General features: G+C 68.7%; 15 protein-coding genes. 3 read left to right on the top strand and 12 right to left on the bottom strand.

What is annotated here, in order from left to right; translation table 11 throughout:
- Nucleotide 1: 1 nt before the first annotated feature.
- Nucleotides 2-538, bottom strand: coding sequence for a HutD/Ves family protein (locus ACG01O_RS19475; RefSeq protein WP_394387072.1), 537 nt, complete (start codon nt 536-538; stop codon nt 2-4).
- Nucleotides 539-598: 60 nt separating this feature from the next.
- Entirely contained in the window at nt 599-1,318 is a 720-nt protein-coding gene (gene hutC, locus ACG01O_RS19470) for a histidine utilization repressor (RefSeq protein ID WP_394387071.1), read from the bottom strand.
- A 66-nt stretch (nt 1,319-1,384) separates the two neighbouring features.
- On the opposite strand from hutC, the gene hutU reads away from it, so the two are divergent.
- Genes hutU through ACG01O_RS19455 form a run of 3 tightly spaced genes read left to right on the top strand, consistent with a single transcriptional unit; the run spans nt 1,385 to nt 5,922 of the window.
- Nucleotides 1,385-3,061 carry a urocanate hydratase gene (hutU, locus tag ACG01O_RS19465; protein WP_394387070.1) on the top strand — a complete coding sequence of 559 codons (1,677 nt, stop codon included), beginning with the start codon at nt 1,385-1,387 and terminating at the stop codon, nt 3,059-3,061.
- Between the two features lie 5 nt (nt 3,062-3,066).
- On the top strand, nt 3,067-4,590 hold the full coding sequence (gene hutH, locus ACG01O_RS19460; protein WP_394387231.1) for a histidine ammonia-lyase: 1,524 nt from the start codon (nt 3,067-3,069) through the stop codon (nt 4,588-4,590).
- Nucleotides 4,591-4,629: 39 nt separating this feature from the next.
- Nucleotides 4,630-5,922, top strand: coding sequence for an alpha/beta hydrolase (locus tag ACG01O_RS19455; protein ID WP_394387069.1), 1,293 nt, complete (start codon nt 4,630-4,632; stop codon nt 5,920-5,922).
- A 52-nt stretch (nt 5,923-5,974) separates the two neighbouring features.
- On the opposite strand, the gene clsB is transcribed toward ACG01O_RS19455, so the two are convergent.
- The 10 genes from clsB to ACG01O_RS19405 all read right to left on the bottom strand — a co-directional run bounded on the left by clsB (nt 5,975) and on the right by ACG01O_RS19405 (nt 16,145).
- The gene (gene clsB / locus ACG01O_RS19450; RefSeq protein ID WP_394387068.1) at nt 5,975-7,237 is read right to left on the bottom strand and encodes a cardiolipin synthase ClsB; all 1,263 of its coding nucleotides are present in this window, start codon (nt 7,235-7,237) and stop codon (nt 5,975-5,977) included.
- 16 nt (nt 7,238-7,253) lie between these two features.
- Nucleotides 7,254-8,045 carry an endonuclease/exonuclease/phosphatase family protein gene (locus ACG01O_RS19445; RefSeq protein WP_394387067.1) on the bottom strand — a complete coding sequence of 264 codons (792 nt, stop codon included), beginning with the start codon at nt 8,043-8,045 and terminating at the stop codon, nt 7,254-7,256.
- Nucleotides 8,042-8,512 (bottom strand): dihydroneopterin triphosphate diphosphatase, encoded by a 471-nt coding sequence (gene nudB, locus ACG01O_RS19440; RefSeq protein WP_394387066.1) that lies wholly within the window; start codon nt 8,510-8,512, stop codon nt 8,042-8,044. Before nudB ends, ACG01O_RS19445 begins: the two co-directional genes overlap by 4 nt.
- Before the next feature lie 47 nt (nt 8,513-8,559).
- Entirely contained in the window at nt 8,560-9,357 is a 798-nt protein-coding gene (locus ACG01O_RS19435; RefSeq protein ID WP_394387065.1) for a CsgG/HfaB family protein, read from the bottom strand.
- Between the two features lie 179 nt (nt 9,358-9,536).
- Nucleotides 9,537-11,333 carry an aspartate--tRNA ligase gene (aspS, locus tag ACG01O_RS19430; RefSeq protein WP_394387064.1) on the bottom strand — a complete coding sequence of 599 codons (1,797 nt, stop codon included), beginning with the start codon at nt 11,331-11,333 and terminating at the stop codon, nt 9,537-9,539.
- Nucleotides 11,334-11,433: 100 nt separating this feature from the next.
- Nucleotides 11,434-12,105 carry a DUF502 domain-containing protein gene (locus tag ACG01O_RS19425; RefSeq protein WP_394387063.1) on the bottom strand — a complete coding sequence of 224 codons (672 nt, stop codon included), beginning with the start codon at nt 12,103-12,105 and terminating at the stop codon, nt 11,434-11,436.
- 11 nt (nt 12,106-12,116) lie between these two features.
- Nucleotides 12,117-12,437: an FmdB family zinc ribbon protein gene (locus ACG01O_RS19420; RefSeq protein ID WP_394387062.1), complete on the bottom strand. Its 321-nt coding sequence runs from the start codon at nt 12,435-12,437 to the stop codon at nt 12,117-12,119.
- A 73-nt stretch (nt 12,438-12,510) separates the two neighbouring features.
- The gene (locus ACG01O_RS19415) at nt 12,511-13,974 is read right to left on the bottom strand and encodes a high affinity choline transporter 1 (protein ID WP_394387061.1); all 1,464 of its coding nucleotides are present in this window, start codon (nt 13,972-13,974) and stop codon (nt 12,511-12,513) included.
- Between the two features lie 66 nt (nt 13,975-14,040).
- The gene (ubiB, locus tag ACG01O_RS19410; protein WP_394387060.1) at nt 14,041-15,603 is read right to left on the bottom strand and encodes a ubiquinone biosynthesis regulatory protein kinase UbiB; all 1,563 of its coding nucleotides are present in this window, start codon (nt 15,601-15,603) and stop codon (nt 14,041-14,043) included.
- Complete coding sequence (locus tag ACG01O_RS19405) at nt 15,600-16,145, bottom strand: hypothetical protein (RefSeq protein ID WP_394387059.1); 546 nt, start codon at nt 16,143-16,145, stop codon at nt 15,600-15,602. The genes ubiB and ACG01O_RS19405 overlap by 4 nt, the downstream gene beginning before the upstream one ends.
- Nucleotides 16,146-16,171: the final 26 nt, after the last annotated feature.

Below are 16,171 nucleotides of genomic sequence, written 5' to 3'. Positions count from 1 at the left end.
CTTACGCCTCCGTCCAGGTGAGCCACCAGGCCGCACCTTCGCCGGTGAACACACAGCTCTGGATGACGGGCTGCTCGCACCAGGCGAGTGTCATCGGTGCCATGGGCATGGCGCGGTGGCCGTGCTCCAACAGGCCGCCCTTGACGGTGAACAGCCCCACCCACGGCGTGCGCGGCAACAGCACGTGGTGGGCCGATTCGATCTCCAGGTTGCCTCGGCGCTCCATCACGTTCAGCACATCGCAGCCGCCTTTGACGAGTTCCGCCTGCGGGGCCAAGCCGCCGTCAAAACACAGGGGCTCGTCGCCCTGGCTTTGGGGCCAGTCGAACAAGCGCAGGCCCGCGCCGCCGATCACGGCCAGCCAGCGCTGCACGCCGGGGAAGGCCGAAAACGGCCCGTCCCGCTCCACACGCGCCACGCTCAAGCGCACCGCCCAGTCGTGGGCATGCGGCCACGCCAGCAATTCGCGTGTCGTGCCGCCACCGTTTTTCCAGGTCTGCGGCTGCACATCCACCGCGCTGACCCTGCTCCAACTCATGTTCTTGTCCTCACCGGCTGCCAGTCAGCGCCCATTGTCCGCAGCAAAGCGCACCCGCTCTCATGCGGAAAAGCTCCCTTGCAATTGGTAACGGCCACCGGGGTGGGTGAGGCGAACCGCCGTCACGGCCACGCCGCGGCTGTAGGTGATGCGCTTGACCACGAGGCACGGGTCGCGCCGGCTGATGCCCAGCAGCCGCGCCTCCACCTCGCCGGGCAAGGCGGCCTCGATCATGTAGCGCGCCTCGGACAGCGGCGCCACCTGCAGCAGGTAGTGCGTGGGCGTGATCTGGGTGAAGTCTTGCGCGAGGTAGTCCGGCGCGCAGGCGGGGTTCACGGCCCGCTCTTCCACCTGGATGGGCACGCCGTTTTCCAGGTGCACGATCAAGCTCAGGAACACCGGCGCGCCGCGCTTGAGGCCCAGCTCCGCCGCCTGCTGCGGCGTGGCCTTGCCCTTGGTCAGCGCCTGCACCCGCGCCTCGTGCTGGTGGCCGCGCTCCAGGATTTCCTCGTGCACGTCACGCACGTTCAGCGTGCTTGAGATGCGGTGCAACTGCGCCACGAAGCTGCCCACGCCCTGCACGCGCTCGATCAGCCCCTCCTGCACCAGCTCACGCAGCGCCCGGTTCACCGTCATGCGGCTGACCTCGAACAACCCCACCAGCGCGCCCTCGCTGGGCAGCAAATCGCCCGCCACCCAGTGCCCACTGGCAATGCCTTCGCGCAGGTGGTTCTTGACCTTGAGGTACTGGGGCTCGGAGGTGACCGGTGATCTGGGCATGGCGTGATGCTAGTTGACCTTACTTGTATAGACAAGTAGAGTCAGCGCACTTTCAAGGAGACGCGTGTGACCGCCCTGCCCCGCCCCGTCAAAGCCCCCACCGGCACCCAGCTGCATTGCAAGAGCTGGCTGACCGAGGCCGCCTACCGCATGATCCAGAACAACCTGGACCCCGCCGTGGCCGAGAACCCGGACGCGCTGGTGGTGTACGGCGGCATTGGCAAGGCCGCGCGCAACTGGGAGGCGTTCGACCGCATCCTGGCCACGCTGCGCACCCTGGGCGACGACGAAACCCTGCTGGTGCAGAGCGGCAAGCCGGTGGGCGTGTTCCGCACCCATGCCGACGCGCCGCGCGTGCTGCTGGCCAACTCCAACCTCGTGCCGCACTGGGCCACCTGGGAGCACTTCAACGAGCTGGACCGCGCCGGGCTGATGATGTACGGCCAGATGACCGCCGGCAGCTGGATCTACATCGGCACGCAGGGCATCGTGCAGGGCACCTACGAGACCTTTGCGGAGGCCGCCCGCCAGCACTACGGCGGCGTGGCACAGGGCAAGTGGGTGCTGACCGCCGGCCTGGGCGGCATGGGCGGCGCGCAGCCGCTGGCCGCCACGTTCGCGGGCTTCAGCTCGCTGAACATCGAGTGCCAGCAAAGCCGCATCGACTTCCGCCTGAAGACCCGCTACGTGGACGAACAGGCCACCGACCTGGACGACGCCATCGCGCGCCTGCGCCGCTACGGCGCCGAGGGCAAGGCCATCTCCATCGCGCTGCTGGGCAATGCCGCCGAGGTGCTGCCCGAACTGGTGAAGCGCGTGAAGGCCGGCACCGCACCGGCCCCGCACATCGTGACCGACCAAACCTCCGCCCACGACCTGCTCAACGGCTACCTGCCCGCCGGCTGGACCGTGGAGCAATGGAAGGCCGCCGCGGCAGACCCTGCCCAGCACGCCGCGCTGAAAGCCGCCGCCGCCCAGGGCTGCGCGGTGCATGTGCAAGCCATGCTGGACTTCCAGGCCCTGGGCGTGCCCACGGTGGACTACGGCAACAACATCCGCCAGGTCGCCAAGGATCAGGGCGTGGCCAATGCCTTTGATTTCCCCGGCTTCGTGCCCGCCTACGTGCGCCCGCAGTTCTGCGAAGGGCGCGGGCCGTTCCGCTGGGTGGCGCTGTCGGGCGACCCGGAGGACATCGCCAAAACCGATGCCAAGATCAAGGAACTCTTCCCCGAAGAGACCCGCGTGCACCGCTGGCTGGACATGGCGGCCGAGCGAATCGCCTTCCAGGGCCTGCCCGCGCGCATCTGCTGGCTGGGCCTGGGGCAGCGCCACCTGGCGGGCCTGGCCTTCAATGAGATGGTGAAGCGCGGCGAGTTGAAGGCGCCCATCGTCATCGGCCGTGACCACCTGGACTGCGGCTCGGTCGCCAGCCCCAACCGCGAGACCGAAGCCATGAAGGACGGCAGCGATGCCGTGTCCGACTGGCCGCTGCTCAACGCTTTGCTCAACACCGCCGGCGGCGCCACCTGGGTGAGCCTGCACCATGGCGGCGGCGTGGGCATGGGCTATTCGCAGCACAGCGGCGTGGTGATCGTGGCCGACGGCACCGACGCCGCCGCCCAGCGTCTTGCGCGCGTGCTCTTCAACGACCCGGCCACCGGCGTCATGCGCCACGCCGACGCGGGCTACGACATCGCCGCCGCCTGCGCCCGCAAGAACGACCTCCACCTGCCCTCTCTGTGAACGTCATGCTGCTCAACCCCGGACACCTGACCCTGGCCCAGTTGGCCGACATCGCCGCCGGCACCACCACGCTGGAGCTGACCGACTGGGCCGCCGTGGACCATAGCGCCGCGCTGGTGGCTGCAGCCGCCGCGGGCGACGCCCCCGTCTACGGCGTGAACACCGGCTTCGGCAAGCTGGCCAGCACGCGCATCGCCAAAGACCAACTCGCCGCCCTGCAACTCAACCTCATCCGCAGCCACGCGGTGGGCGTGGGCGCGCCGATGTCGCCGCCGGTCGTGCGGCTGATGCTGGCCACCAAGGCGGGCAGCCTGGCGCGGGGTTTTTCCGGCGTGCGCCGGGTCGTGGTGCAGTCGCTGCTGGATGCGTTGAACGCCGGCTTCATTCCCTACGTGCCCGAGAAGGGCTCGGTGGGCGCGAGCGGTGACCTCGCCCCGTTGGCGCACCTGACGCTGGCGCTGATGGGCGAAGGCGAAGCGCTGGTGGACGGCGCCCGCGTGCCCGCCCGCGACGAACTGGCCCGCCTGGGCTTGGCACCGCTCACACTGGCCGCCAAGGAGGGCCTGGCCCTCATCAACGGCACGCAGGCCAGCACGGCGCTGGCACTGCACGCGCTGATCCGCTTCGAGGGCCTGTTCGCCACGGCGCTGGCCAGCGGCGCGATGACGCTGGACGCCGCCCGCGGCAGCGACGGCCCGTTCGACGCCCGCATCCACGCAGTGCGCGGCCAACCGGGGCAGATCGAAGTGGCCGGCGTGTACCGCGCGCTGGCGGCCGGCAGCGCCATCCGCGCCAGCCACCGCGAGGGCGACGAGCGCGTGCAAGACCCCTACTGCCTGCGCTGCCAGCCCCAGGTCATGGGTGCCGCGCTGGACCAAGCCCGCCACGCCGCGCAAGTGCTGCTGCGCGAAGCCAATGCCGTGACCGACAACCCGCTGGTGTTCGACGACGTGATGATCAGCGGCGGCAACTTCCACGCCGAGCCGGTGGCGTTCGCGGCCGACAACCTCGCACTCGCCATTGCCGAGGTGGGCGCGATTGCCGAGCGCCGCATTGCAATGCTGATCGACCCGGGCATCTCGCGCCTGCCGCCCTTCCTGACGGCGGACGCCGGCCTGCACAGCGGCTTCATGATTGCGCACGTCACGGCCGCGGCCCTGGCCAGCGAGAACAAGAGCCTGGCCCACCCCGGCAGTGTCGACAGCCTGCCCACCAGCGCGAACCAGGAAGACCATGTCTCCATGGCCACCTACGCGGCACGCCGCCTGCACGCCATGATCGACAACACAGCCCACATCGTCGCCATCGAGATGCTGGCCGCGGCGCAAGGCATCGACTTCCTGCGCCCCCTGACCAGCTCCGCCGCGGTGGAGGCGCTGCACGCCCGCCTGCGGCAAGACTGCGCCAGCATGCCGGCCGACCACTACCTGGCGCCCGACATCGAACGCGCCACCGCCCTCGTGCACGCCGGCGCGCTGGCCGCACCGGGCGCGCCGCGCTGGATGCCTGCCGAAGGCGCCCCCCACTGAGCGGCGCAGCGCAGAATGGGGCCATCACCCCAGGACGCCATGCCGCACACCCACCGCCCCTCACGGCCCCAGGCCGCCTCTTGCTCCCGGCCCCTCCTCAGCCGTCTCCTCAGCCCCCGCCTGACGCGGGGGCTGGCATGTGGGGCGGTCTGGCTCGGCACGCTGCTCGGCGCCCTGCCCGCCTGGGCCGAGACGCGGCTCGCGTTCGAGATCGACCTGCGGGCGGAACTGGCCACCGGCCGGTTCGACCCCGCCCGTGACCGCCTGGGCCTGCGCGGCGCCGCCGCACCGCTGTCCTGGGACCGCCCGCTGCTGGCCGCGCCCAGCAGCACACCGGGCATTTACACGCTGACCGTGACACTGCCCGACGACGCCACCGGCGGCCAGCCGCTGGCCTACAAGTTCCGCATCGAACGCGGCCCGGGCCAGGGGCCGGACGAAGGCTGGGAGCCCGGGCGCAACCACGCGCTGCTGCTGCAACCGGGCGCGCAGACGGTGCAACGCGCCTTCGGCCCGCCAGCCGCCCTCGTGCCGGCGCAACGCACGGGCCGCATCGAGCGGCTGGGCGTGGTGCCATCCGCCCACGTGCAGGCGCGCGACGTGCAGGTGTGGCTGCCCCCGGGCTACGAGCGCGACACCGACGCACGCTACCCGGTGCTCTACCTGCACGATGGGCAAAACGTGTTCGACGCCCAAGCCGCCGGCGCCGAATGGCAGGTGGACGAGGCCGCACAGGCCGGCGTGCAGTCGGGCCGGCTGCAGCCCTTCATCGTGGTGGCCGTGGCCAGCACCGAAACGCGCGCCCGCGACTACACCCCCTCGGCCATGCTGGTGCCAGCCGAGCGCCTGGGCACCTCAGCCCCGGAGCGCCAGGGCGGCGGGGTGGCGGCCTACGCGCGCTTCCTGATCGAGGAACTCAAGCCCGCCATCGACGCACGCTTTCGCACACGGCCGGGCCGTGCGAACACCGCCGTCGGCGGCTCGTCGTTCGGCGGGCTGGCGTCCATGTGGCTGGCCCTGCACCGGGCCGACACCTTCGGTGCGGCCCTGGTGGTGTCGCCCTCGGTGTGGTGGGACGACCTGTTCATCCTGCGCGACGCCTCCGCCACCACCGTGGCGCCACGCGAGCGGCCTCGGCTGTGGGTGGACATGGGCGGCGAGGAAGGCCCGCAGGCCGTGCGCCTCGCGCGTGACCTCGCCCACACCCTGGCACAGCGCGGCTGGACGCGGGATCAGCTGCAGTTCACCGAAGACCCGCGCGGCAGCCATGACGAAGCCAGCTGGGCGCGCCGCGTGCCGGCGATGCTGGACTTTTTGTACCGCCGCCCCTGACGCGCCCACCCGCGGGCCCGCCGGTACCGCCGGCGCTCAGAAGCGCTGGCGCTCAATACCGCCCGGTGGCCCCGGCCACCCGCAGGAACACGTAGGCGAACCACGCCACCACCGCGCGCTTGAGCACGGCCTTCAGGCCGCGCACCTGGGGCTCGGCCACGCGGCGAGACACGGCCAGTGCGGTGTCGATCTCGGCCGTGAGCGCCGCAGCGAAGCCCGCATCGCGCACCACCACGTTGGCTTCCAAATTCACCAGCAACGAAAGCGGGTCGATGTTGGAGCTGCCCACCGTGGCCCACTCACCGTCCACCACAGCCACCTTGGCGTGGAGGAAGGCCGGCGTGTACTCGTGCACCTCAATGCCGTGGGCCAGCAGGTCGGCGTACAGGGCCTGGGCCGCCCAGCCGGCAATGCGGTAGTCCACCTTGCCTTGCAGCAGCAGGCGCACCCGCACGCCCCGGTCGGCCGCGCGCTGCAGGGACTGACGCAGCCGTTGGCCAGGGTAGAAGTACGGGCACACCAGGTCGGCGCTGTGCTGCGCCTGGCGCAGCGCGTCGGCATAGGCGTGCTCGATGGTGCGGCGGCGGCGCAGGTTGTCGCGCATGACAAAGGCCGCCACCACGGGTTGCTGCGGCACGGGCAGCGCGTCCAGCCGCTGCGGGCCCCGCCACAGCTGGTGCAGCCAGCGGCCCAGGCGCCGGCGCAGCGGCACGTAGTCGAGCAAAGCGTTGTCGAACTCGCGCCCCAGCCATGCGCGCGACCAGACGGTTCGAATGCTCTGCCCCACCTGCTCCACCAGGGGCCCGGCCAGGCGCACCGCGAAGTCCAGCCGCGGCAGCTCGGTGCGGCCGTGGTTCAGGTCCAGCCGGTCGTCGATGACGTTGATGCCCCCGACGAAGGCCACGTCGCCATCCACCACACACAATTTCTGGTGCAGGCGCCGCAACTGGCCCGGCTGCAGCCAGCGCCACCAGCGGTCCATGGGCCGGAACACCGCCAGCGCCACACCGCTGCCCATCAGCGCATTGCGCAGCCAGGCCATGCTGCCGTTGCTGCCAAAGCCGTCCACCACCACCCGCACGCGCACGCCGCGTTGGTCGGCCACGCGCAAGGCCTGCACCAGGGCCTGGCCCGCCGCGTCTTCATGAAATATGTAGGTGGCCAGCCAGACCTCGTGCCGCGCATGCGCCAGCGCTTCGGTCATGGCCGGGAACAGCTGGTCACCGCCCCGCAGCAGCGTGATCTGGTTGCCACCCGCAAACCCCGGGTCGCGGCCGACGCGCTGGCGCACCGACTGCAGGGTCCAGGGCTTCACCGGCGGGCTCCGGCGTTCATTCGAGGGTCAGCTCCACCAGCAGAGGCAGGTGGTCGGACATTCGGGCCCAGGTGGGCCCGCGCGGCACCTGCACGCCGGTGCAATGCAGGCCGCGCGTGTAGACGCGGTCCAGCGCGAACACGGGCAGCCGTGACGGGAAGGTGGGGCTGCGCGGTCGGCCATGCGGCGGGGTGGCCCGGCGCAACCCGTGCCCGCGCATGGGTGCGTCCAGGCGCTCGCCCCAGTCATTGAAGTCCCCCGCCACCAGCATGGGGGCATCGGTCGGCACGTGCTCGCGCACGAAGGCGGCCAACCGGTCCACCTGCCGCACGCGGCTGGCGTGGATCAGCCCGAAATGCGCCACCACCACGTGCACCGTGCGGCCCTGCCAATGCACGGGCACGTGCAGCAGGCCGCGCTGCTCGAAGGCGTGGTCCGATACATCGTGGTGCCCGATGTCGCCCAGCGGCCAGCGCGACAGCAGCGCATTGCCGTGCTCGCCATCGCGGGTTACGGCATTGGTGCGGTAGGCCACCTCGTAGCCGTCTGGCGCCAGGAACTCCGCCTGACCGCCTTCGGGCCAGCCGAACCAGGTGCGGTCGAAATAGGCCGCCTCGCGGTGGTGGAACAGCCGCACTTCCTGCAGGCACACGAGGTCAGCGTCCAGGGCCTGCACGCCCATCTGCAGGTTGTGGATCTCCAGCCGCTTGCCGGGTCCCAGGCCCCGCACGCCCTTGTGGATGTTGTAGGTGGCCACGCGCAGCACGGCGCCGGGCGCATGGGCCGTCGGGCGCGCCACCGACCTCATGACGCCCCCGCCGCGAAACGCGGCAGCTGCAGGATGGCCTCGGCGTTCGAGGGCGAGAAACAGCGGTCCGCTGCTTCGTGCCAGGGCAGCCACATCCAGGCCAGGTGCTCGCGCGGCGCGAGACGCGGCGGCAGCGGCTGCGGCAAGCACAGGCCGAACACGTGTTCGGTGTTGCGCGTCACGCCCGGCGCGTAGCGGTGGCGCCAGTGCGGGTAGATCTCGTACACGTTGGCCAGTTCCCAGTCTCGCAACTGCGCGCCCGGGGCGTCGGCCTCAAAGCCGGTTTCCTCCAGCACTTCCCGGCGCGCGGTCTCGGCCGCGGGCTCGTCGATGAAGTCCTTGGAGCCCGTGACGCTTTGCCAGTAGCCGGGGTGGTCGGCCCGCTCGATGAGCAGCACCTGCAGGTCAGGCGTGTGGATGACGACGAGCACCGACTCCGGGATCTTGTAGGGCTTGGCCAACTGCATGGGCGAAGCATAGCCACGACCCGGCCGCCCCAACGCGTCGCAGGGCTTCAGCCGCCGGCGTGTTTTCGAGTGGCCACGGACGGCGGCAGTTCCTTGGCCTGGAGCTCACGGACCTGGACGACCAGTTGGTTGTGCGCATCCAGAAACGCGGCTGCGATGACTTTGCCTTCGTTGGAATTGCTCCAACCCGCACCCGCGGCGCCGCCCAGCTTGCCCACCACCGCCCCGCCCACGCCCAGGTCCGCCACCTCGACCGAACCGGTCGCTGCGGCAATCTGCTCGGTGGTTTCGTTGTCGGTCAGCAGCAGCGCCGCCTGGGCCTGTTTCAGCTTGACCTGCTCGGCCGCACCAACCAGCTTGTTCAGGTAAGGGATGGCCTGCAGGATGCCGCCAATCTGGCGGCCGGCGTCCTGCTCGCTGAAGGTCAGGCTGGGTGTCAGGCTGTATTGCGCCTCATAGCCTTTGCCTTTGTGCACCGTGTTGCCGCTTTGGCGCAGGATGCCGGCCTCTTTCAGCTCCTGCTCACGCACGGTGGCCTTCAGGCCAGCCGCGCGATCCACCACGCGGAAGCACCCGCTTTGCTGCGCCAGCAAGCGAACCAGCGGCACCGGGCTGGAGGGCAACTGGTAACTGCTGGAATAGCTGTAGCCGTTGGGGTTCTCGATCAGCGCCAGTGTGGCCACGGGTGCGTCGCACTTCACCAGTTCGCGGCTGGCATGGTGGGCACCAGCGGGACCGGCCGAGCCGCTGATCACGGAGCCTCCCTCGCCGAGCGACGTGGACGATTGACCGCATGCGCAGAGCAGGGCGGAGAGGCCAAGGACGGCAAACGGGCGAAGGTTCATGCAGGGTCACTCCCAAACGTGCGGGTCGGGAGTCTGCCTCGCCGAAGAGGCCATGCTGACATCCGAACAAGGGACAGCCTGCGCCTGACCTGCGGGGGGGGCCCCACGGCAACCGGCGATGTGGAATCGGCATGAAAAAACCCCGCCGAGGCGGGGTTGGTGCGAACGCTTGGGCTGGCTTACTGCGCGGCTGCGGCTTGCGCGTTGCGCAGGCGGATGTGCAGTTCGCGCAGTTGCTTCTCGTCGACCAGCGAGGGTGCGCCGGTCAGCAGGCACTGGGCGCGCTGGGTCTTGGGGAAGGCGATCACGTCGCGGATGGACTCGGCCTTGGTCATCATCGTGACGATGCGGTCCAGGCCGAAAGCCAGGCCGCCGTGCGGGGGCGCGCCGTACTGCAGCGCGTCCAGCAGGAAGCCGAACTTGATGCGCTGGTCTTCCTCGCTGATGTTCAGCGCGGCGAAGACCTTGGCCTGCACCTCGGCGCGATGGATACGCACCGAGCCGCCGCCCAGTTCCCAGCCGTTGAGCACCATGTCGTAGGCCTTGGCAATGCACTTGCCCGGGTCGCTGGCCATCAGGTCCTCGTGGCCGTCCTTCGGCGCCGTGAACGGGTGGTGAACGGCCGCCCAGCGGTTGTTCTCTTCGTCGTACTCGAACATCGGGAAGTCGACCACCCACAGCGGCGCCCACTTGTCCTCGAACAGGCCGTTGGCCTTGCCGAACTCGCTGTGGCCGACCTTCAGGCGCAGCGCGCCGATGGCGTCGTTGACGATCTTGGCCTTGTCGGCGCCGAAGAAGATCAGGTCGCCGTCCTGCGCGCCGGTGCGCTTCAGGACTTCAGCCACGGCCTCGTCGTGCAGGTTCTTGACGATGGGCGACTGCAGGCCTTCGCGGCCCTTGGCCACTTCGTTGACCTTGATCCAGGCCAGGCCCTTGGCGCCGTAGATCTTGACGAACTCGGTGTAGGCGTCGATCTCGCCACGGCTCATCGCCGCACCACCCGGCACGCGCAGGGCGACCACGCGGCCGCCTGGCGTCGTGGCGGGGCCGCTGAAGACCTTGAAGTCCACCGTGGTCATCGCGTCGGTCAGCTCGGTGAACTCGAGCTTCACGCGCAGGTCCGGCTTGTCGGAGCCGAAGCGGTGCATGGCTTCGGCGTACTTCATGACCGGGTAGTCGCCCAGCTCGACGTTGAGTGCCTTGCGGAAGACGTGACGGATCATGCCTTCGAACATCGAGCGGATTTCCTCTTCCGTCAGGAACGAGGTCTCGATATCGATCTGCGTGAACTCGGGCTGGCGGTCGGCGCGCAGGTCTTCGTCGCGGAAGCACTTGGTGATCTGATAGTAGCGGTCGAAGCCCGCGACCATCAGCAGCTGCTTGAACAGCTGGGGCGACTGCGGCAGCGCGAAAAAGTGGCCGTCGTGCACGCGGCTGGGCACGAGGTAGTCGCGAGCGCCTTCGGGCGTGCTCTTGGTGAGCATGGGCGTCTCGATGTCCACGAAGCCGTGCTCGTCCAGGAACTTGCGCACCTCCATCGCCACCTTGTAGCGCAGCATGAGGTTGTTCTGCATGTACGGGCGGCGCAGGTCCAGCACGCGGTGCGTGAGACGGGTCGTCTCGGACAGGTTGTCTTCGTCGATCTGGAACGGGATGGGCACCGACGCATTCAGCACCTCGATCTCATGGCACAGCACCTCGACCTTGCCGGACACGAGGTTGGCGTTCTCGGTCCCGGCCGGGCGCGCGCGCACCTTGCCAACGATCTTCAGGCAGAACTCGCTGCGCACGTCTTCCGCGATCTTGAACATGTCGGCACGGTCGGGGTCGCACACGACTTGAACGAGGCCTTCGCGGTCGCGCAGGTCGATGAAGATGACGCCGCCGTGGTCACGGCGACGGTGGGCCCAGCCCATCAGGGTCACGGTCTGGTCGAGCAGCTTTTCGCTGACTTGGCCGGCATAGCAGGTACGCATGGAATTTCTCCGGGAATCTTTTCAGGAACTGTTCTTGAGGAGGCGCTGATGAGCTCGCTCGGCTCTCAGGATTGAACGCCGGCCGGGGCGTTCAACCCATTCAATTTCGCGGCGACTCGCCAGCGGGGGCGCAAGGGCTGTCGGCATGCGCCATGGGCGCCACGGTGCCCATGGAAATGACGTACTTCAGCGCCTCGTCCACCGACATCTGCAAGGGCTTGATCTGGGCCCGCGGCATGATGAGGAAGAAGCCCGAGGTTGGGTTGGGCGTGGTGGGCACGTAGACGCTGACGTGCTCTTCCGGCAGGTGGCAGGCCACCTCGCCGCTGGGCGAGCCGGTGACGAACGCAATCGTCCAGCTGCCCGCATGGGGGTACTGCACCAGCACGGCTTCGCGAAAGGCGTTGCCGCTGCTGGAGAACAAGGTGTCCGACACCTGCTTCACCGAGCTGTAGATGCTCTTGACGATGGGGATGTTGGACAGCAGGCGATCCCACTGACGCAGCAGCCACTGGCCAAAAATGTTGGCCACGAACACGCCCGACAGCAACAGCCCGGCCGCCAGGATCACCACGCCCAGGCCCGGCACGTGGCGCAGGTCCAGCACGCCCTGGCGCATGGATTCGGGCACCAACAGGGCCAACGCCGCCAGCAGCGAGCCGAACACGCCGTTCACGACGTCCAGGATCTGGCCCAGGACCCAGATCGTGATGGCCAGCGGCAACCAGGCCAACAGGCCGGCGACGAGGTACTTGCGAAGCGACGCGCCCACGGTGTCTCGAATCAGTGGCAGGCGCAGGAGCCGCCGCAGGGGGTGGAGGTGGACGACGCCTCGGATGCGCCGCTGCTGCTGTCCGCCTTGGCGGGTTCAGCCGCCGTGGACGCGGCCGCGCCGGTGGCGGCGGCCGCCGTGCCGCCGCTGCCACCGCGGAAGTCGGTCACGTACCAGCCCGAGCCCTTGAGCTGGAAGCCGGCGGCGGTGACTTGCTTGCCGAAGGTTTCGGCACCACAAGCCGGGCAGGTGGTCAACGGAGCGTCAGAGAGCTTTTGCAGCACGTCCTTGGCATGGCCACAGGCGCTGCAGCGATAGGCGTAGATCGGCATGGTGGTGCAAAAGGTAGGGGTTGGGCAAAACCCGCGATTTTAGGGCCACCGCGCCGGCTTCAAGGCCCGGGGGTCAAGGATGCGGCTGCAAATGGTGGCTGACGTGCTCGTGGCGGTTGGTCAGGATCTGCGGCATCAGCGACCCAACGGCCATGCCCACCAAGGCCGCCAGCAAACCCGCCAGCTGACCCGGGAAGAGCTCGCCCCAGGTGGTGACCTGCGGGAAGAACGCCACCCACACGGCAATGCCGGCAAAGATCGAAAAGATGGCGCCTTGCGTCGTGGCGCGGCTCCAGTACAGACCGAATACCAGCGGCACGAACGCCGCCACCAGCGTCACCTGGTAGGCCGCGCTGACCATTTCATAGATGGGCGTGCCCTGCAGCGCGATGGAATACGCCAGCACGCAAGCGGCGAAGATCACCAGCGTCACCCGCATCGCCACCAGCTGCTGCTTGTCGCTCATGCCCGGGCGGATCTGCTTGAGGATGTTCTCGACAAAGCTGGTGGTGGGCGCCAGCAGGGTGGCCGACGAGGTGCTCTTGATCGCCGAAAGCAGCGCGCCGAAGAACAGGATCTGCATGATCAGCGGCATGTGGCCCATGATGAAGGTGGGCAGCACGCGCTGGTAGTCGTTCTGGGCCAGATCCAGCGCCTTGTCGCCCATGACGGCCACGGCCGCCAGCACGATGAACATGGGCACGAAGGCGAAGGCGATGTAGCTGAAGCCACCAATGATGGCGCCGCGCTGGGCGGTCTTGGCGTCTTTGGCGGACATCACGCGCTGGAAGACGTCCTGCTGCGGGATGGAGCCCAGCATCATGGTGAGCGCCGCACCGACGAACATGGCCAGGTCGGTGAAGGTCGGCTCGGGCAGGAAATTGCCCAGGTTCTTTTGCGCGGCCAGGTCCAGCACCGCGCCGGCACCGCCCGCCAGGTCGGCCGCGAACACCGCGATCACCGACAGGCCCAGCACGAGCACGATCATCTGGATGAAGTCCGTCCAGGCCACGGCCAGGAAGCCGCCGATCACCACGTACACCAACACCGCCAGCAGCCCCACGATCATGCCGGTCTGCGGGCTCATCGCCCCTTGGGTCAGGATGTTGAACACCAGGCCCAGGGCCGTGACCTGGGCGGCCACCCAGCCCAGATAGCTCAGGATGATGGCCAGGGAGCAGAAGATTTCCACGCCCTTGCCGTAGCGCTGGCGGTAGAAGTCGCCAATCGTCAGCAGGTTCTTTTGGTACAGCTTTGCCGCGAAGAAGGCTCCCACCAGCACCAGGCACAGGCCGGCGCCGAACGGGTCTTCCACGATGGCACCCAGCCCGCCGTTGACGAACTTGGCAGGAATGCCCATCACGGTTTCGGCGCCGAACCAGGTGGCAAAGGTGGTGGTGATGACCATCACCAGCGGCAGGCTGCGCCCAGCCACCGCGAAGTCCGAGGTGCTCTTGACGCGCGTCCCGGCCCACACGCCGATGCCCAGGGTGCCGAGCAGGTAGAGCACGACGAAAACGATCAACGTGGTGTTCATGGGCAGAAAAGCGCGAGGTGCCGAAAAAAGTGGCGCGGATTATGAAGGCGGGCCGCGCCTGAGCCGCTAGATGCTGATGCCCAGAAAGCGCACCGCAAGCCAGGTGAGCCCGATGCCCGCCGCGAAACCGGCGCCGGCCCACAGCACGCCGGCCAGCAGGCGGTTGGTGCCGCGAAGCTCACGCACCAAGGCCCGCAGCTCGGCGTCCCCACCCCGCTGCACCTGCGCCTTGAGCGCGTCATGCAACAGCCGTGGCAGCTCCGGCAGCAGCTGGGCGAAGCGCGGGGCCTCCTTCTGCAACTGCTTGGTCAGCGCCGGCCAGCCGACCTGCTCGTTCATCCAGCGCTCCAGGAACGGCTTGGCCGTGGCCCAGAGGTCCAGCTCCGGGTCCAGTTGCCGGCCCAGGCCTTCCACGTTGAGCAGCGTCTTCTGCAACAACACCAGCTGGGGCTGAATTTCGACGTTGAAGCGGCGCGAGGTCTGGAACAGGCGCATCAGCACCTGCCCCAGGGAGATGTCCTTCAGCGGCCGATCGAAATGCGGCTCGCACACCGCACGGACCGCGCTTTCCAGCGCGTCTACCCGGGTCTCGGGCGGCACCCAGCCGGACGCAATGTGCAACTCGGCGACGCGCTTGTAATCGCGCTGGAAGAACGCGATGAAGTTCTGCGCAAGGTAGTCCTTGTCCACCTCGGTGAGCGTGCCGATGATGCCGAAATCCAGCGCGATGTAACGGCCGAACGTTTCCGGCGCCAGGCTCACCTGGATGTTGCCGGGGTGCATGTCGGCGTGAAAGAAGCCGTCCCGGAACACCTGGGTGAAGAAGATGGTCACCCCGTCGCGCGCCAGCTTCTTGATGTCGATGCCGGCGTCCAGCAGGGTCTGCAGTTGCGAGATGGGCACGCCTTTCATGCGCTCCATCACGATGACTTCCGAGCTGCACAGGTCCCAGTGCATCTCGGGCACCATGACGAGGTCCAGGCCGTCCATGTTGCGCCGCAGCTGGGCGGCGTTGGCCGCCTCGCGCACCAAATCCAGTTCGTCATGCAGGTACATGTCGAACTCGGCCACCACCTCTCGGGGCTTGAGCCGGCGGCCATCGGCCGAGAAGCGCTCCACCCAAACGGCCAACTGGCGCATCAGCGCCAGGTCGTCGTCAATGATGCTGAGCATGCCGGGGCGCAGCACCTTCACGGCCACTTCGCGGCCGTCCTTCAGCGTGGCGAAGTGCACTTGGGCGATGCTGGCGCTGGCAACGGGCTCGGCGTCGAACGTGGCGAACAGCTCATCCACCGGGCGGCCGAAGGCGCGCTCCACCAACTCGCGCGATTGAGCGGCCGGGAACGGCGGCACCCGGTCCTGCAGCTTGGCCAGTTCCAGTGCCACGTCGGCCGGCAACAGGTCGCGTCGCGTGGACAGCACCTGCCCGAACTTCACGAAGATGGGGCCCAGACGCTCCAGAGCGAGTCGCAGGCGAACACCCCGAGGCTCCTGCCAGCGCCGGCCCAGCCGGGTCACCCGTCTCAGGATCTGAAACCGCCGGCGTTGCAGGCCCGACAGCGCCAGGTCATCCAACCCGAAGCGCCAGATCGTCCAGAGGATGACCAGCAGCCGAGAGAGAAACCTCATGCCCGGCTGCCCGCCGTGGTCGGCGACCAACGGGCAGCGACACCGCCGAGGCTGCGGCGCAGGCTGCGCCCGAACTGAGCCAATTGGCGCGCCGGCAGCGGCCCGACGATGCCGGCCAGGTCGTCCTCAATGTCCCAGCGCAGGTTGTCCATCAGCCAATGCATTTCACCTGCGAAGGCGGCATCGCCTTGCACGTTGACCGTGGGGGCCGCACCGCTCAAGGCGCCGAGCGCCAACTTGGCCGGGTTGGAGGCATCCACCTCCACACGCAAGCCGCCCGGCGCGTCGGACGCCGACTCCAGCCGCTCGAACAAGCCCGCCGGCGTCACGCCCAGCACCAAATCGGGTGCCGGCGGCAGCATTGACGGCCACCCCGCCAGCTTCACCACCAGCGTTCGCCCGGCCAGCGGCTGCAAGCGCCGGGTGGCCACCGATTCGCGCGACACCACGTGGTTGATCAGGAGCACCAGGCGGTCCTGCAGGGCAGGCATCAGCAACGGCGACAGAGACGGAAGGGGCGGCAACGACCAGGAGGCAGACATGCTAAAGATTGTAGGCAACCGACCCT

The sequence above is a fragment of the Pelomonas baiyunensis genome, from assembly GCF_043555935.1.
Taxonomy (GTDB): domain Bacteria; phylum Pseudomonadota; class Gammaproteobacteria; order Burkholderiales; family Burkholderiaceae_C; genus Pelomonas; species Pelomonas baiyunensis.
This window is presented reverse-complemented; position numbering and strand designations above follow the sequence as displayed.

Excerpts from the sequence above, each read along its gene's own strand:
- ACG01O_RS19475 (WP_394387072.1), bottom strand. The coding sequence starts at position 538 with ATGAGTTGGAGCAGGGTCAGCGCGGTGGATGTGCAGCCGCAGACCTGG.
- hutC (WP_394387071.1), bottom strand. The coding sequence starts at position 1,318 with ATGCCCAGATCACCGGTCACCTCCGAGCCCCAGTACCTCAAGGTCAAG.
- hutH (WP_394387231.1), top strand. The coding sequence starts at position 3,067 with ATGCTGCTCAACCCCGGACACCTGACCCTGGCCCAGTTGGCCGACATC.
- ACG01O_RS19455 (WP_394387069.1), top strand. The coding sequence starts at position 4,630 with ATGCCGCACACCCACCGCCCCTCACGGCCCCAGGCCGCCTCTTGCTCC.
- ACG01O_RS19445 (WP_394387067.1), bottom strand. The coding sequence starts at position 8,045 with ATGAGGTCGGTGGCGCGCCCGACGGCCCATGCGCCCGGCGCCGTGCTG.
- nudB (WP_394387066.1), bottom strand. The coding sequence starts at position 8,512 with ATGCAGTTGGCCAAGCCCTACAAGATCCCGGAGTCGGTGCTCGTCGTC.
- ACG01O_RS19435 (WP_394387065.1), bottom strand. The coding sequence starts at position 9,357 with ATGAACCTTCGCCCGTTTGCCGTCCTTGGCCTCTCCGCCCTGCTCTGC.
- aspS (WP_394387064.1), bottom strand. The coding sequence starts at position 11,333 with ATGCGTACCTGCTATGCCGGCCAAGTCAGCGAAAAGCTGCTCGACCAG.
- ACG01O_RS19420 (WP_394387062.1), bottom strand. The coding sequence starts at position 12,437 with ATGCCGATCTACGCCTATCGCTGCAGCGCCTGTGGCCATGCCAAGGAC.
- ACG01O_RS19415 (WP_394387061.1), bottom strand. The coding sequence starts at position 13,974 with ATGAACACCACGTTGATCGTTTTCGTCGTGCTCTACCTGCTCGGCACC.
- ubiB (WP_394387060.1), bottom strand. The coding sequence starts at position 15,603 with ATGAGGTTTCTCTCTCGGCTGCTGGTCATCCTCTGGACGATCTGGCGC.
- ACG01O_RS19405 (WP_394387059.1), bottom strand. The coding sequence starts at position 16,145 with ATGTCTGCCTCCTGGTCGTTGCCGCCCCTTCCGTCTCTGTCGCCGTTG.